This is a genomic window from Flavobacterium gossypii (assembly GCF_014138495.1).
Lineage (GTDB): Bacteria > Bacteroidota > Bacteroidia > Flavobacteriales > Flavobacteriaceae > Flavobacterium > Flavobacterium endophyticum.
In genome coordinates this window covers 637,774-652,319 of record NZ_JACJIS010000001.1, presented here as the reverse complement: position 1 = coordinate 652,319, position 14,546 = coordinate 637,774, and the positions used below count along the sequence as shown (strand labels likewise).

Annotated in this window: 13 protein-coding genes; 6 read left to right on the top strand and 7 right to left on the bottom strand. The window is 37.2% G+C overall.

The window, feature by feature from the left end:
* Positions 1–60: 60 nt before the first annotated feature.
* The 4 genes from murB to recF form a co-directional block, all read right to left on the bottom strand.
* The gene (murB, locus tag GGR22_RS03255; RefSeq protein ID WP_182492545.1) at positions 61–1,074 is read right to left on the bottom strand and encodes a UDP-N-acetylmuramate dehydrogenase; all 1,014 of its coding nucleotides are present in this window, start codon (positions 1,072–1,074) and stop codon (positions 61–63) included.
* Between the two features lie 61 nt (positions 1,075–1,135).
* A complete protein-coding gene (locus GGR22_RS03250; protein WP_121374945.1) occupies positions 1,136–1,807 on the bottom strand; it encodes a DUF2461 domain-containing protein in 672 nt (223 codons plus the stop codon).
* A gap of 98 nt (positions 1,808–1,905) precedes the next feature.
* A complete protein-coding gene (locus GGR22_RS03245; RefSeq protein ID WP_182492544.1) occupies positions 1,906–4,017 on the bottom strand; it encodes an ATP-binding response regulator in 2,112 nt (703 codons plus the stop codon).
* 177 nt (positions 4,018–4,194) lie between these two features.
* On the bottom strand, positions 4,195–5,274 hold the full coding sequence (recF, locus tag GGR22_RS03240) for a DNA replication/repair protein RecF (protein ID WP_182492543.1): 1,080 nt from the start codon (positions 5,272–5,274) through the stop codon (positions 4,195–4,197).
* A gap of 145 nt (positions 5,275–5,419) precedes the next feature.
* Here recF and GGR22_RS03235 point away from each other — a divergent pair, with 145 nt between their 5' ends.
* The 6 genes from GGR22_RS03235 to GGR22_RS03210 all read left to right on the top strand — a co-directional run bounded on the left by GGR22_RS03235 (position 5,420) and on the right by GGR22_RS03210 (position 11,588).
* Positions 5,420–6,208: a tetratricopeptide repeat protein gene (locus GGR22_RS03235; protein WP_182492542.1), complete on the top strand. Its 789-nt coding sequence runs from the start codon at positions 5,420–5,422 to the stop codon at positions 6,206–6,208.
* A gap of 65 nt (positions 6,209–6,273) precedes the next feature.
* The gene (ribH, locus tag GGR22_RS03230) at positions 6,274–6,768 is read left to right on the top strand and encodes a 6,7-dimethyl-8-ribityllumazine synthase (protein WP_182492541.1); all 495 of its coding nucleotides are present in this window, start codon (positions 6,274–6,276) and stop codon (positions 6,766–6,768) included.
* Between the two features lie 141 nt (positions 6,769–6,909).
* Positions 6,910–8,802, top strand: a complete 1,893-nt coding sequence (gene mutL / locus GGR22_RS03225) for a DNA mismatch repair endonuclease MutL (protein ID WP_182492540.1) — start codon at positions 6,910–6,912, stop codon at positions 8,800–8,802.
* Positions 8,799–9,617 (top strand): rhomboid family intramembrane serine protease, encoded by an 819-nt coding sequence (locus GGR22_RS03220; RefSeq protein WP_182492539.1) that lies wholly within the window; start codon positions 8,799–8,801, stop codon positions 9,615–9,617. Before mutL ends, GGR22_RS03220 begins: the two co-directional genes overlap by 4 nt.
* Positions 9,618–9,626: 9 nt before the next feature.
* Positions 9,627–10,490 carry a rhomboid family protein gene (locus GGR22_RS03215; protein WP_182492538.1) on the top strand — a complete coding sequence of 288 codons (864 nt, stop codon included), beginning with the start codon at positions 9,627–9,629 and terminating at the stop codon, positions 10,488–10,490.
* A 48-nt stretch (positions 10,491–10,538) separates the two neighbouring features.
* Positions 10,539–11,588 carry an endonuclease/exonuclease/phosphatase family protein gene (locus tag GGR22_RS03210; protein WP_182492537.1) on the top strand — a complete coding sequence of 350 codons (1,050 nt, stop codon included), beginning with the start codon at positions 10,539–10,541 and terminating at the stop codon, positions 11,586–11,588.
* A 12-nt stretch (positions 11,589–11,600) separates the two neighbouring features.
* Here GGR22_RS03210 and GGR22_RS03205 read toward each other — a convergent pair whose 3' ends face one another.
* The 3 genes from GGR22_RS03205 to dapB are packed head-to-tail and all read right to left on the bottom strand — an operon-like array spanning position 11,601 to position 14,537.
* Positions 11,601–12,215: a WbqC family protein gene (locus GGR22_RS03205; protein ID WP_182492536.1), complete on the bottom strand. Its 615-nt coding sequence runs from the start codon at positions 12,213–12,215 to the stop codon at positions 11,601–11,603.
* Position 12,216: 1 nt separating this feature from the next.
* Positions 12,217–13,791, bottom strand: a complete 1,575-nt coding sequence (lepB, locus tag GGR22_RS03200) for a signal peptidase I (protein ID WP_182492535.1) — start codon at positions 13,789–13,791, stop codon at positions 12,217–12,219.
* Positions 13,792–13,835: 44 nt separating this feature from the next.
* Positions 13,836–14,537, bottom strand: a complete 702-nt coding sequence (dapB, locus tag GGR22_RS03195; RefSeq protein ID WP_182492534.1) for a 4-hydroxy-tetrahydrodipicolinate reductase — start codon at positions 14,535–14,537, stop codon at positions 13,836–13,838.
* Between the last annotated feature and the right edge of the window lie 9 nt (positions 14,538–14,546).

The following is a 14,546-nucleotide window of genomic DNA, read 5'->3' as shown; positions in this document are numbered from 1 at the left end:
AAGAAAATTATCCATTACGATTTTTATATTTTTCTCTGAATTTCGAAAGCTTATTTTTGATTAAATCACGTTCACTTCCGCTTCAATTTCAATATCGAAAAGCTCTTTTACCTTTTTTTGGATGTCTTTTGAAACATTCAAGATTTCTTGTCCGGTAGCGTTTCCGTAATTGACTAAGACTAAAGCTTGGTTTTTATGTATACCTGCATCGCCAAAACGCTTTCCTTTAAATCCAGCTTTCTCGATGAGCCATCCGGCAGGAACTTTTACTTCGGTTTCCGAGACGCTATAGCTCGGCATTTCAGGATGTAAAAGATGGATTCTTTCGAAATCGCTTTTCGGAATGATAGGGTTTTTGAAAAAACTTCCACTATTGCCTAGTTCTTTAGGGTCAGGCAATTTGCTTTGGCGGATTGCAATAATTGCATTGCTGACGTCTTTTAGCGTTGGTGTCACGATATCTTTTTTGGTAAGCTCGGCCGCGATATCTCCATACGAAATGTTGATTTTGTGTTTTTGCTTTGTAAGCTTGAAAACGACAGAAATGATGATATATTGGCCTTTGGCTTCATTCTTGAAAATGCTTTCGCGGTATCCGAATTTGCATTCTTCTTTCGTAAACTTCTTGATTTCAAAAGTTTCAATGTTCATCGCTTCACAGAAGACAAAAGTATCCTTGATTTCTGTTCCGTACGCGCCAATATTCTGTATAGGCGTTGTTCCTACATTACCGGGAATCAGCGACATATTTTCCAGTCCGCCAAAATCTTGGCCGATGGTCCATAAGACAAATTCATGCCAGTTTTCGCCGGCTTTGGCTTCAACCCAGACAGCATCTTCTGTCTGCTCAATGATTTTCTTTCCTTTTAGGTCAACGTGGATTGTCAATGCGTCAATGTCTTGGGTCAGCAACATATTGCTGCCGCCGCCAAGAATGAATTTTTTTTGTGTTGGGTTTTCCTGCAGGACTGTTTTGAGTTCTTCAACAGAATGCACCGAAACGAATTGCTTTGCTTTGGCCTCGATGCCAAAAGTATTGTAGTTTTTAAGGGAAAAATTAGCGAGAATTTCCATTATGATGAGGAATAAAAATGAACGGCAAAAGTACTTTAAACGATCTGTAATTCATAATGAACTACTCGGTATTTAGGCCGCGAGTTAAAAAATCGTTCAAAGGCTTGGCGGTAATCAATTTTTTTGCGGTTTTTTTGACAAAATCCTTTTCAAATAACGACTTGTCGTCTAGTTTTTGAGATACAGTAAAGCTCTTGAGCTTTAAGAATTCAATTGCCGGATGGTCTTTTTCATAATCTTTTGGAGCCGTTTTTAAGGAATTGGCTTCGGTTCTGTCTAATTCTGGATATATCTTTTTAAAATCTTTGTCGTTTACGATTTCTTCTAAATCTTCATAGAAATAGGCAATCTCTTTGCGTACCTTTTTTAAATCAGCTGCTTCTGGCACATGCAATCCTACGGCGATAAAACTACCTCCTTTTTCGATATGGACATAATAACCAGGAGAATTGCTGCGATTTTGGTCGGTTGTCATCCAGATGCCCATGTGGGTTTTATATGGCGATTTGTCTTTCGAAAAACGAATGTCGCGATTGATCCTGAAAGCACATTTTTTAGGTTCTAGATTTCGGAGTGAATCGTCGAAAGGAACCATTTCCTCTAAAAAATCAGAAATCAGCTGATGGTATTCTTTTTTGTATTCTTCGTAATATGATTTGTTAGCCAAAAACCATTCGCGGTTGTTGTTTTCTTTGAGGTCTTCTAAAAATTGAAGCGTTTTTGGTGAAAGCATTTTGATCGGAATTTAAGTTATGGGCTGTTTTTCAGCCTAACAATATTAAGAAAATTTATTGGATTAGTTTTTGTGAAATTGGGTAATTTTAAAAGCTTTTATTGCAGTACTTTCAGCAATTTTGAATACAATTCTTCTCGATTTATGGGTTTGATTATTAGCTCGTCGGCTTGTATGCTGGACAGCTCAATCGAATTCATGTAACTGTCGCCCGTTATGGCTATAATAGGTGTCATGGTATTTTTGTTACTCATGTTTTTGATGTCTTTTATGAGGTCGATTCCAGAAGCGTTGGCAATCTGGAGGTCGGTCATGATGATGTCGACGGTTTCTTTTTGCAGGTATTCTTTTATCGTATTTTCAGAACTGAAGCCTATCATGGTGAAATTGATATCGGACAATATTTTTTTTAATACTGCCATCACCATAGCGTCATCGTCTACTACTGCAACTTTGATTTTGGCGTTTCCATAAGTGTTAATCAATTTTGTTTGGCTTGTTTCCTGAGCAGCATCTGATTTTTCTAAAAACAGATGGAAAGAGATCTCGGTTCCTTTGCCGAGCTCGCTTTCTACCGCGATTTCTCCGTTGTATAATTCCACGATTTCTTTACATAGGCTAAGGCCTAGTCCAGCGCCAAAACCGACTTGTTCGGTATGGTGCTTGCTTTGGTAATATTTGTCAAATATTTTTTCTAAATCCTCTTTTGGAATTCCGGCTCCGGTATCTTGAATTTTTACGTCAAACCTGAATTTTTCTCCTATATCAGTAAAGTGACAATACACTGTGATATTTCCTTTTGAAGTAAATTTTATGGCGTTTCCGATCATGTTATAAAACAGCTGATGTATTTTTCCGCTGTCAACCCAGACTTCTTTTTCTAAGGAATTATCAACGTGTGAGATCAGTTCTATTTTTTTTGCATCTGCTAACGATCCCAGCGATTCCAGTATTGCTGAAACTTCATCTTTAAGGATAATTTTAGAATTGTATAAAACCAGCTTTCCGTTTTCATTTTTGAAGAAATCCAAAATCTGGTTTACGGTAATCTGTAGCGAATTTGACGTAAAATTCAACGATTTGGCCATTTCGCTTTGTGAGCTGTTCATTTTTGTAGCTTTCAGTTTGTGAGTCAGATTCGAAATAATGCTCAGCGGAGAGCGCATTTCATGACTCAACATTCCGATAATACGATTTTTGAATTCTAGATTTTTCTCGGCTTCTATTTTGGCAGCGGCTAATTTCTTTTCGAAATGGTAGGCAAAAATAAAGTAGAGCAGTAGCAGTCCTGTGCATACTGCCATTACTATGATTAAGATAGTAATCAGGCTTCGTTTGTTCCGTAGATTTTCTAACGCTTTTTCAAATTGCAGCTTGTTGGATTCTTGCACCGATTTGTCATATAACAGGATAATGTCTTGACTGTTTTTCAAGATTTTTTTATTAACAATCATGAGCTCGCGGTCAATTTCTCTTAATTTAGAATAGGTATTTTTCAATCGCCCAAATTCTTTTTCGTAATGCTTTTGTGTGGTATTGAAAATCATAGCCATCTGTTCTTCGGGCGTTCCAGTCTTTTCGACCGAGCCGTACATCATGGTCATATAATAATGAAGTTCCTCTTTTTCTACATCATATTTTCCAGCGATAGCGTTGCCGATTCTCGTAAAAAAGCCTTTTCTTTCCACGCCATCTGTAGAACGTATTGTGTCATACGAAATCGAATTCAGGACTTTCTTGTGGTTATAAGGCTTCAGATTAAATTGCTCCAGCTTTTCTTCAGAAAAAGGATCGACTCTGTATTTTATCAATGAGTCCAATTCTTTTCGGAGCACGATAATCTTTTTTTCTTTTTCTTTTTTGCTTTGGATGTTAGGAAGCGCTTCCTCGTCTTTATTCATGACATGGTTAAGGCTGTCCAGATAAGAGGTCATCTTGACAAGCGAATTACGGTATTTATGCAGCGAGTTCAGGTCGTAATTGTACAAGTATTCCATGAAAGAATTTTCTGCATCGAAATAATTTTTTGTCACTTCGCCAGAATAAGTCATCACCAAGCTTTGTTTGCTGGCTTTTTGGAAAGAATCCGCAAGTTCGTTTTCATTGGTATTTTGATTGCACCATAAAGAAAAAATCAGCACTTGCAATAAAATAACAAAAATAAAAAGTCCGCTGTGGATTGCTTTTCTGTGTTTTAGTGAAGCTAACATTTGTGCAGGTTTAAGTTAAGAAAGCCAATAGTCAGAACGTTTTTCGCATTCAAAAACAAACCGGGGAAGTTTGTAGATTAAAAAAGGTATATAAAATTAAGAAAACTTATGTTAAATGGTAGAATAAGTTCTAAGAATTTTAAACATAAAATCTAGGAGATAACCGATTTTTCGGAATTAAAGATTGAAAATCTTATAGCTTTGGTGCATCGATTTTATAACAGTTTCCGTGCGTTCAGGATGTGTATCCGATATAAATAACTGTCCAAAATCATCATTGTTGACCATTTCGATTATTTTTCCAACACGAGTTTCATCCAGTTTATCAAAGATATCGTCAAACAACAATATCGGATTTTGCTTGCTTTGCTTTTTGACAAATTCAAACTGAGCCAATTTCAGGGCAATCAAAAAGGATTTCTGCTGGCCTTGTGAACCGAATTTTTTTATAGGATGGTGGTCGATTTCAAAAGACAAATCATCTTTGTGGATTCCTACTGTGGTATAATGCAAGACGCGATCTTTTGCCAGACTTTCTTCAAATAAGGCCAGCAGGTCTTTTTCATGCAACTGACTTTCGTAAACCAGCTGTACTGTTTCAGCATTCCCAGTTATAGCTTGATGGTGCTTGTTGAAAATTGGTATAAAATCTTCTAAGAATTGTTTTCTCTTTTCAAAAATAGAATGTCCCAACTCATGAAGCTGTTCGTTATAGATGCTCAAGGTTGTGCTTTCGAAAACATGATTCAAGGCAAAATATTTCAACAAAGCATTTCGCTGGATGATTACCTTTTGGTATTGAATCAGTTGTTGTAAGTAAGTAGCGTCCAATTGCGAAATGACAGAATCAATAAACTTTCTTCGGGTTTCGCTTCCTTCAACAATCAAGTCGCGATCGGCAGGAGAAATAATGACCAAGGGAATAAATCCGATGTGGTCAGAAAACTTTTCATATTGTTTTCCGTTTCTTTTCAGGATTTTTTTCTGTCCTTTTTTTAGGCTGCAGACAATTTGTTCATTCCTTTCATCTTTTTCAAACTCGCCGTCGATTACGAAAAATTCCTCATCATGTTTTATGTTTTGCACCGCCAACGGATTGAAATAGCTTTTACCATAAGACAAATGATAGATAGCATCGAGCACATTCGTCTTGCCGATGCCGTTTTTGCCAACAAAACAGTTTATCTTGCTGTCAAACTCGAAATTTGCTTCCGAAAAGTTTTTATAATTGAATAAGGATATTTTTTTTAAATACATCTGCAAACGCCAGCTGATAGTGAGAACTTTGTAATTTTTACCATCATTTTTTTAAGAGCGTGCAAATTATTGAAAAATAACGACAAAAACATCTTTTACATTTGAATAAAAATTTTATTTTTGCACCTCACTAAATTAAAAATTAATGGCAACATATAACAAAAGAGGATATAAGGCTCCTAAACCAAAAGAAGAAAACGAATTCGAACCAGACCCAATTGATGCAATATCAGAAAAAGATAGCACGACTGCAGGAGTATTCAATTCTTTAGATGAAGGTGCTTCTAGAACCGAAGAATGGGTTGCTAAAAATCAAAAAGGAATTTTCATTGTTATTGGTGCTGTTGCGCTTTTGGCTGCTGGATATCTTTTATACAAGAAATTTATTGTAGAGCCTAAAGAAGAAGATGCTACAAACGTAATGTTCCAAGCTCAAAAACATTTTCAAGAAGCAACAGATTCTCAAGACCCAAAGGTGAGCGATTCTCTGTATGCGCTTTCGCTTAAAGTTTCTGAAGGACAGCCAGGATTTATTCAAATCGCTGAAGATTACTCAGGAACAGATGCAGCAAACTTGGCAAACTATTATGCAGGTATGGCTTACTTGAATACTAAAAAATATAAAGAAGCAATTGACTATCTTGAAAAATTCAGCTCAGACGATATGATTTTGTCAGTAGTGGCAAAAGGTGCTATCGGTGATGCCTTTTCTCAATTGAATCAGCCAAAAGAAGCGTTAGAGTATTACATCAAAGCTTCTGAAATGAACCAAAATGATGTGACTACGCCACGTTTCTTATTGAAAGCAGGTCAGACTGCTTTGGTATTGAAGCAAAAAGAAGCAGCGTTGAAATATTTCACTGAAATCAAAGAGAAATACGAAACAGCTCCTGAAGCGATGAATATTGATGCAATGATTGGATTGGCACAATAATTAGATTTCAGTTTTCAGATTTCGTTTTTGGGAATCTATAAAAACCGAGTCGCAACCTAATTACAATGGCTACAGCTAATAAAAACTTATCAGAATACGATAAAAATACGATCCCAAGCGCGAAAGATTTTCGGTTTGGGATTGTTGTTTCAGAATGGAACGACAAAATAACCGAAGGTCTTTTTTCGGGTGCAGAGAAAGCACTTTTAGATTGTGATGCTTTACCAGCAAATATTGTCCGTTGGAATGTTCCGGGAAGCTTTGAGCTTATTTATGGCGCAAAACGAATGATAGAGACCCAAAACGTCGATACAGTTATTGTTATCGGGTGCGTAATTCAAGGCGAGACCAAACATTTCGATTTTGTCTGCGAAGGCGTTACCCAAGGCATTAAAGATCTGAATGTTCAGACAGATGTTCCTGTTATTTTCTGTGTGCTAACAGACAATAACGAACAACAATCGATCGATAGAAGCGGCGGTGTTCATGGAAACAAAGGAACTGAAGCGGCAATTGCGGCTATAAAAATGGCTTATTTGAGACAACAGTCTTCAAAATAAAGGAATTAACCCAATAGATGAAGCCTATTTCCGTTATCAGAAATAGGCTTTTTTATGTGAAAAACTTTCGGGTTTTCCTATTTTCTAATTTTTCAATTGTTATATTAATTATGTAACTTTGGAAGTCAACAAATTTACAGAATGTCGAGTATAATTCAATTGCTTCCCGATCATGTCGCCAATCAGATTGCCGCTGGAGAGGTCGTCCAAAGACCTGCATCCGTAGTAAAAGAGCTTCTTGAAAATGCGGTCGATGCAAAAGCCACTGATATCAAGCTGATTATTAAGGATGCCGGAAAATCACTGGTGCAAGTCATCGATAACGGACTAGGAATGAGCGTTACCGATTCTCGTTTGTGCTTTGAGCGCCACGCTACTTCAAAAATCCGCGTGGCAGAAGATCTGTTCTCGTTGCATACGAAGGGTTTCCGCGGTGAAGCTTTGGCTTCTATTGCTGCAATTGCCCATGTGGAAATGAAAACCAGGCAAGAACAAGATGAATTGGGAACGCACCTGATTATTGAAGGAAGCAAATTTGTTTCTCAAGATGTGGCCGTTTTGCCAAAAGGGACGTCTTTTTCTGTAAAAAATCTTTTCTTTAATATTCCGGCAAGGAGAAATTTCTTGAAATCGGATACGGTAGAACACCGTCATATTGTCGATGAATTCCAAAGAGTTGCGTTGGCCCATCCTAACATCCATTTTACGATGTATCATAACGGGAGCGAGCTTTTTAACCTTCCTGCGTCAAATTTCCGTCAGCGTATCGTGAATATTTTTTCAGGAAAGACAAATGAAAAATTAGTTCCGGTACAAGAAAGCACGGAAATAGTAGGCATACAAGGCTTTGTTAGCAAACCCGAATTTGCAAAGAAGAATAGGGGAGAGCAATTTTTCTTCGTCAACGACCGTTTCATTAAAAGCGGCTATTTGCATCATGCAATCATGGCAGCGTATGAAGGGTTGCTGAAAGACGGTTGCCAGCCGAGTTATTTCATCTATTTGGATGTGCCTCCGAATACGATCGATATCAATATCCATCCAACAAAAACGGAAATAAAATTTGACGACGAGCATGCGCTGTATGCTATTTTGCGTTCATCTATAAAACATAGCCTTGGACAATTTAATGTGGCACCCGTTTTGGATTTTGACAGAGATTCAAACCTTGACACGCCATACGATTACCAAAATAAAGAAGCTTCAATGCCGTTAATCCAGGTGGATGCTAATTTTAATCCTTTTGGAGATCCTGCGCCTACAAAATCGTATACAAGCGGAAGTGGTAGCCACAGTAGCAGCCATAGCGGAGGAGGAAGTTCTTATAGAAAACCCGAACCTTCAAACTGGGAAAGCTTGTATGTAGGATTGAAACAGGACACAGAAACTATTACCGAAATCCAAGATATTCAGTTTGAGTCAGAAGAAGTGACAGGTTCTCTTTTTGACGAAAAGGAAGTAGAAGAAGCGGTTTATAGGACGTACCAAATTCACAAGAAATATATCGTCAGTCCGATTAAATCGGGGATGGTAATTATCGATCAGCAGCGAGCGCATCAAAGAGTCTTGTATGAGCAGTTTTTGACCAACATGACTGTCAATCAAGCTTCGAGCCAGCAATTGCTATTTCCGCTGAATCTTTATTTTTCTTCTTCGGAGATAAGCCTTATTTCTGAATTGGAGCAATCATTGGTTAATACCGGATTTGTATTTGAAGAAGTTAATGAAGATAGCGTTGTTATTTCTGGTTTGCCAGTCAATGTGACAGAAAGTGAAGTCTCGATCCTGCTGGAACAGTTATTGAGTGATTTGCAAGACGGCATTCCTGAAAGCAGCTTTAGCCAAAATGACACGATTGCAAAATCGATGGCGAAAAGCCTTGCCGTAAAGACAGGAACGTATTTGACCGAGAAAGAACAAGAAAATCTCGTGAACGGGCTTTTTGCCTGTAAGGAGCCGAATGTTTCGCCTTTTCATAAACCTACCTTTATCACGATGCGTGTTGAAGACTTAGACAAAAAATTTGCAATATGATGAATATCACGCCTGTAGTCAAGCAGCTACTGATTATAAATATTATATTTTTTATTGGAACACAGATAGTCGGCGATTATGCAGAATATCTTTTCGCACTTTTCTATCCAGAAAATGACCATTTCCAATTCTGGCAACCGATAACCCATATGTTCATGCATGGAAACATCATGCATATTTTCTTTAATATGTTTGCTTTGTTTTCTTTTGGAAGCGCTTTGGAACATTTTTGGGGAGGAAAGAAATTCTTTTTTTTTTATGTTTCTTGTGGTTTAGGTGCTGCTTTGTTGCAGATAGGAGTTAATTATTTAGAATTACAAAACACCTTAGAAGCTGCTCGCGGACTAAATTTATCTGATAGTGTGTTGCATCAGATATTGAATGCAACAACTCGCGATAGTACTCATTATCGCCCAGATTTATTTCAGAATGAAGTAGTTCAAATTTTAAATAATGTTGGAAAAACAAATTTATTAAATACTGAAAATTTTGAAAGTTTGTACAATTCCGCAGTATCAGTTCAAACTCCAATGGTTGGAGCTTCTGGTGCGATTTACGGGTTGTTAGTGGCTTTTGCTTTTATGTTTCCAAATGCCGAATTGATGATGTTTTTTATACCAATTCCTATCAAGGCCAAATACTTTGTTCCAGGATTATTAGCTGTCGATTTGTTTTTAGGAACTTCAGGAAAATCTTTATTTGGCGATGGACCAGGCGGTGTTGCCCACTTTGCACATATCGGCGGAGCCATAATAGGATTCTTGATGATGTGGTATTGGAAGAAAAATCAATTTCATAACAATCGCTGGAGTTAATCTTTGTATATGGGAATTATTGATGATCTAAAAATGCAATATAAAACAGGAGGGATTACACAGCAGTTAATCTTCTGGAATATCGGCATCGCCATACCTTTATTTTTGCTGTATTCTTTTTCAAGTGATACTTATTTGTCTATAATGTCATGGTTACAGTTAACGTCCGATCCTGCGGAGTTTATTGTTAAACCTTGGACTCTATTGACCTATGGATTTCTTCATGTCGGGATACTGCACCTGCTTTTTAACATGATCATGCTCAATTTTGCAGGCAGGTTGTTTTTGACTTTTTTTACACAGAAGCAATTTTTAGGTGTTTATATTCTTGGGGCTATTTTCGCAGGATTAGTCTTTATCGGTTCTTTTTTTCTTTTTAATGTAAAAGCACCTATTATTGGTGCTTCTGGTGCTATTATGGCGGTTCTTATCGGTTCGGCGACATATGCCCCTTTATATCAAATTAGGCTATTACTGATTGGAACTGTCAAGTTATGGCATATCGCTTTTGTCTTTTTGATTTTAGACTTGATTCAGCTTCCAACAGATAACATGGGCGGACATATTGCGCATTTAGGTGGGGCCTTATTTGGATTTGCTTATATAAAGATATTGCAGAATGGAACAGATTTAAGTCTTATCGTGACTAAAATCATTAACTTTTTTGCCAATCTATTCAAGCCTAGAAAAGGAACGCCTTTCAAAAAAGTACACAGAAATGTCAGTCAGCCTAAGCCGAAAACAGCCAGCAAGATTGTTGTTAAGGATAAAGCCCAGCAGCAGATTGATGAAATTTTGGATAAGATAAGCCAATCTGGTTATGACAGCCTTACGAAAGAAGAAAAAGAATTTCTTTTCAAGGCAGGAAAATAAAGAAAGTTTTTTAATCTTTGTTAGAAACCCAAAATAGTTTACCCAAAAATGAAGAACCTTTCATGGTTTAATAAAGCAATGTTTTTCTTCAATATAGTGCTGACTGTATTGACGTTTGTTGCTTATATTTTACCTTTTTTGGCTCCTAAACTATTTCCTATTTTATCAGTATTGACCTTGATGCTGCCGTTCATGCTGATATTAAACCTGCTCTTTTTTATATATTGGGGTATTCAGATGAAAAGGCAGATTCTGCTTTCTTCGTTGGTACTGCTAATGGGTATTACTTTTATCAATAAATTCTATAAATTTTCGACTACAGACTTGCCAGCTTCTGATAATGATTTTACGGTAATGAGCTATAATGTACGCCTTTTTAATCTCTACAAATGGATTGAAAGAGACGATGTGCCTGAATTGATTGCCAATTTTATCAACGACAAGAATCCGGATATTTTATGTATTCAAGAATATTCTGAAGGGAAGATTAATTTGAGAGCCTACAAGCACAAATACATCTTGATGAAAGGGGATAAGACATTAACCGGACAGGCTATTTTTTCTAAATTTCCGATAATTGGAAAAGGCGATATCGTATTTCCGAACTCCAGCAATAATGCAATTTATGCCGATATCAAAAGGGGGAAAGATACGATTCGCGTCTATAATATGCACCTGCAGTCTATCAAGATTACGCCAGATGTGCATGAAATCAATGAAGACATAAATGGCATAAACGAGCAGAAATCCAAAAAGATGATCAAAAGGATGAGCGAGGCTTTCAAAGAGCAGCAGGAGCAGGCCGAAATCATCATGAACCACAAGAAAAACAGCAAGCTTCCTGAAATCATCTGTGGTGATATGAACAATAGTGCTTTTTCATTTGTGTACAGAAATATCCGCGGAAAGCTGAACGATACTTTTGAAGAAGCCGGAAGCGGTTTCGGAAAATCATATAACTTTAAATATTATCCAGCGAGAATCGATTATATTTTTGCGGACAAAAAAATGCAGGTCAAAAATTTTGAAAGCTATCCCGATTTTGTCAATTCCGATCACTTTCCGATCATGACAAGGCTTGCAATCGAAAACCCATAATAATTTAAAAGGCTAAAGAGACTGTTTTTTCAGATATTCTAAGGCATATCTTCCTTCATTGAACAGCAAGTCCAAAGTACTCAAATTGTTCAGATAGCCATGCTTTTCTTCAAAAACTTGGGTATATGGTTCAAATTCTAAAGTATCTTTTTTGCCATTTGCCAAAGGCCTGAAATCTGAAAATTCTGAAACTTCATGGAAATATTCTTCGGTTTTTCCATAGTTAAAATCAAAACCAAGACAGTCCGAAACAATTTCCATTGCCTCAAAATTTAAATCCATCAAAAACGTATGTTTTTTTTGAAAAATAGGCGATAAGTCATCCTCAAAATATTCAAAAAAAGGTGATGTTCTATAAGCGGCTTCTAGCGATTTGAAATGTTGTTTTTGCCAATCGAAGGCATCTTCAATTCGCACATCTTTTGTCTTTTGATGCCTGTCGCTTTTCGAATGTTTTACAGGAATATTAAGCAATTGAATGCCGTTTGGACTGTAAATGTACATCCGGTTCCTATTCGTCTGTTTCTGGAAGTTGTCTTCCATCTCAAATGTAATGGTATCGGCCTGTACCATTGCCGCAAACTGGCTAATGGACGGGAAATAAGTGGGAAGCAAAAGGGCATTCATCTTAATACTTTTCTGATCTTTTCTTTTTTCTTCTGATAAAAAAATCAGCAACAAAATAGCCTACAAGCAATATCATGAATATTCCAAAGTAAGAAACGGGTTCGCCGCTTCCGCCAACCGTCGTGAACATTCTTTCCCAACGGATTTTATCGAAAGCTTTCCCCCATGGAATATAAGGATCTAAACTCATCCAGATAAACACAGGCTTTCCTACGATATGATCTGCCGGCACATAACCCCAATAGCGGCTGTCTAGCGAATTATGGCGGTTATCTCCAACCATAAAATAGTAATCTTGCTTGAAAGTATAAGAATCTACGACCTTATCATTGATTCTGATTTCATCGCCATTCACTTTTAGGTCGTTGTTTTCATACTCCTCAATAATCATTTTGTAGAAAGGCAACGATTCTTTGTCTAGTTTGACTGTTTTTCCAGCCTGTGGAATATAAATAGGACCTAGATTATCCTGATTCCAGTTTTTAGTATACGGAAAGATCCTAGGATCTGCATTTTCGCCTTTTTTAGAAATGCGTTTTGTAATGCTTTGAATGGTTGGGTTTTTCTTCAAGATGGCTGCGTTCTCATCTGTCAAAGAAATAAAAGAATAGCTATTGTCATTTTGGTTAAAGTAAATGTCATCTGGATTTATCTTCAATTCTTTTGTTAGGTAATTTGGATCAAGCATACTACCGCCAACAGTAGTCAGCGTATAAGAATACTGTACTTTTGCCCTGTCTGACAAAATTAATTTTTTTCCATTGATGTAAACATAGCCATCAATAAATGAAAGGCTGTCACCAGGCGTACCTACGCAACGTTTTACATAGTTTGATTTTTTGTCAATCGGTTTTCTGATTCCTGAGGAATATGTTCCTTTAAAATCCACTACAGTATCGGTCGGCCAGTTAAAGACCACGATATCGTTCTTTTCTATAGGTTCAAATCCTGGAAATCTAAAGTAAGGAAGCTGTGGCTTATTTAAATACGATTTTGTATGAATAACAGGAATCGTATCATGAACCATCGGCATGGCAACCGTAGTCATTGGCGTTCTCGCCCCATAGTGATTTTTGCTTACGAATAAGAAGTCACCAACCAAAAGTGTTTTTTCTAAAGATCCTGTCGGAATCGTAAAAGGCTGCATTACGTAAGTATGGACTAGAGTTGCCACTACAACGGCAAATAACAAAGAGCTGACCGTATCAGCAGTCTTGTTTTTTGGGTGCAGGCTTCTGTTTTCGATGTATTTTACATCTTGTGTATAGTTGATGTAATAAATGTAAAGTCCTAACGTAAGCACACCCAAAGCTGTATCTAGAGTTGTGTTTTTTCCGAAACTTCTCAATGTTTCAACCCATACTACCGGAAACATAATCAAGTTTACAATCGGAACGAAAAGCAAGATAACCCACCATTTCGGGCGGTTTATGATTTTCATCAAGATGATAGCGTTATAGATCGGAATTGCAGCTTCCCAAGCTTGTCTTCCTGCTTTTTGATACAATTTCCATGTTCCTAAGAAATGCACGACTTGCAGGATGAGGAAAAATATAAACCATTGTGTTAGTGTCATCTTTGAATATTTTTAATGTATATGTCTGTTGTGAAGAAGATTTGTTACTTTAAATCAAGAACATCTTTCATCGTAAAAACTCCTTTTTTACCTTGAATCCATTCTGCGGCAACTACGGCGCCCAAAGCAAAACCTTCGCGATTGTGCGCGATATGCTTGATTTCTATAGTGTCGACATCAGAGTTGTAAAAAACGCTATGGGTTCCAGGAACATTTTCGATTCTTTTGGCATCAATCAAAATTTCATCGTCTTTGGCATTTTCCAAAGCCCAGCTTGAATAGTCTGAATTGTCAATGATTCCTTTGGCCAGCGTAATTGCGGTACCACTTGGAGCATCTAGTTTTTGTGTATGGTGTACTTCTTCCATGGCTACTTTATACTGCCCGATCTTTGACATGATCTTGGCTAAATAATCGTTTAGCTGGAAGAATATATTTACGCCTAAGCTAAAATTAGAACCATATATGAAAGCGCCATTTTTTTCTTGGCATAAAGCGACCATTTTATCATAATTTTCAAGCCAGCCTGTGGTTCCGGAAATTACGGGTATATTGTTGTCAAGGCAAGTGGAAATGTTACTTACTGCTGCATCAGGAATACTGAAATCTATGGCAACATCGGCATGTTCCAATCCTTCAAATGTATCTTTTCCGGATTTTCTCAGGACGATTTCATGGCCTCTTTCTAAAGCGATTCGTTCAATCACTTTGCCCATTTTACCGTATCCCAAAAGTGCTATTTTCATGCTGTGAAA

Excerpts from the sequence above, each read along its gene's own strand:
- murB (WP_182492545.1), bottom strand. The coding sequence starts at position 1,074 with ATGGAAATTCTCGCTAATTTTTCCCTTAAAAACTACAATACTTTTGGC.
- GGR22_RS03250 (WP_121374945.1), bottom strand. The coding sequence starts at position 1,807 with ATGCTTTCACCAAAAACGCTTCAATTTTTAGAAGACCTCAAAGAAAAC.
- GGR22_RS03245 (WP_182492544.1), bottom strand. The coding sequence starts at position 4,017 with ATGTTAGCTTCACTAAAACACAGAAAAGCAATCCACAGCGGACTTTTT.
- recF (WP_182492543.1), bottom strand. The coding sequence starts at position 5,274 with ATGTATTTAAAAAAAATATCCTTATTCAATTATAAAAACTTTTCGGAA.
- GGR22_RS03235 (WP_182492542.1), top strand. The coding sequence starts at position 5,420 with ATGGCAACATATAACAAAAGAGGATATAAGGCTCCTAAACCAAAAGAA.
- ribH (WP_182492541.1), top strand. The coding sequence starts at position 6,274 with ATGGCTACAGCTAATAAAAACTTATCAGAATACGATAAAAATACGATC.
- mutL (WP_182492540.1), top strand. The coding sequence starts at position 6,910 with ATGTCGAGTATAATTCAATTGCTTCCCGATCATGTCGCCAATCAGATT.
- GGR22_RS03220 (WP_182492539.1), top strand. The coding sequence starts at position 8,799 with ATGATGAATATCACGCCTGTAGTCAAGCAGCTACTGATTATAAATATT.
- GGR22_RS03215 (WP_182492538.1), top strand. The coding sequence starts at position 9,627 with ATGGGAATTATTGATGATCTAAAAATGCAATATAAAACAGGAGGGATT.
- GGR22_RS03210 (WP_182492537.1), top strand. The coding sequence starts at position 10,539 with ATGAAGAACCTTTCATGGTTTAATAAAGCAATGTTTTTCTTCAATATA.
- GGR22_RS03205 (WP_182492536.1), bottom strand. The coding sequence starts at position 12,215 with ATGAATGCCCTTTTGCTTCCCACTTATTTCCCGTCCATTAGCCAGTTT.
- lepB (WP_182492535.1), bottom strand. The coding sequence starts at position 13,791 with ATGACACTAACACAATGGTTTATATTTTTCCTCATCCTGCAAGTCGTG.
- dapB (WP_182492534.1), bottom strand. The coding sequence starts at position 14,537 with ATGAAAATAGCACTTTTGGGATACGGTAAAATGGGCAAAGTGATTGAA.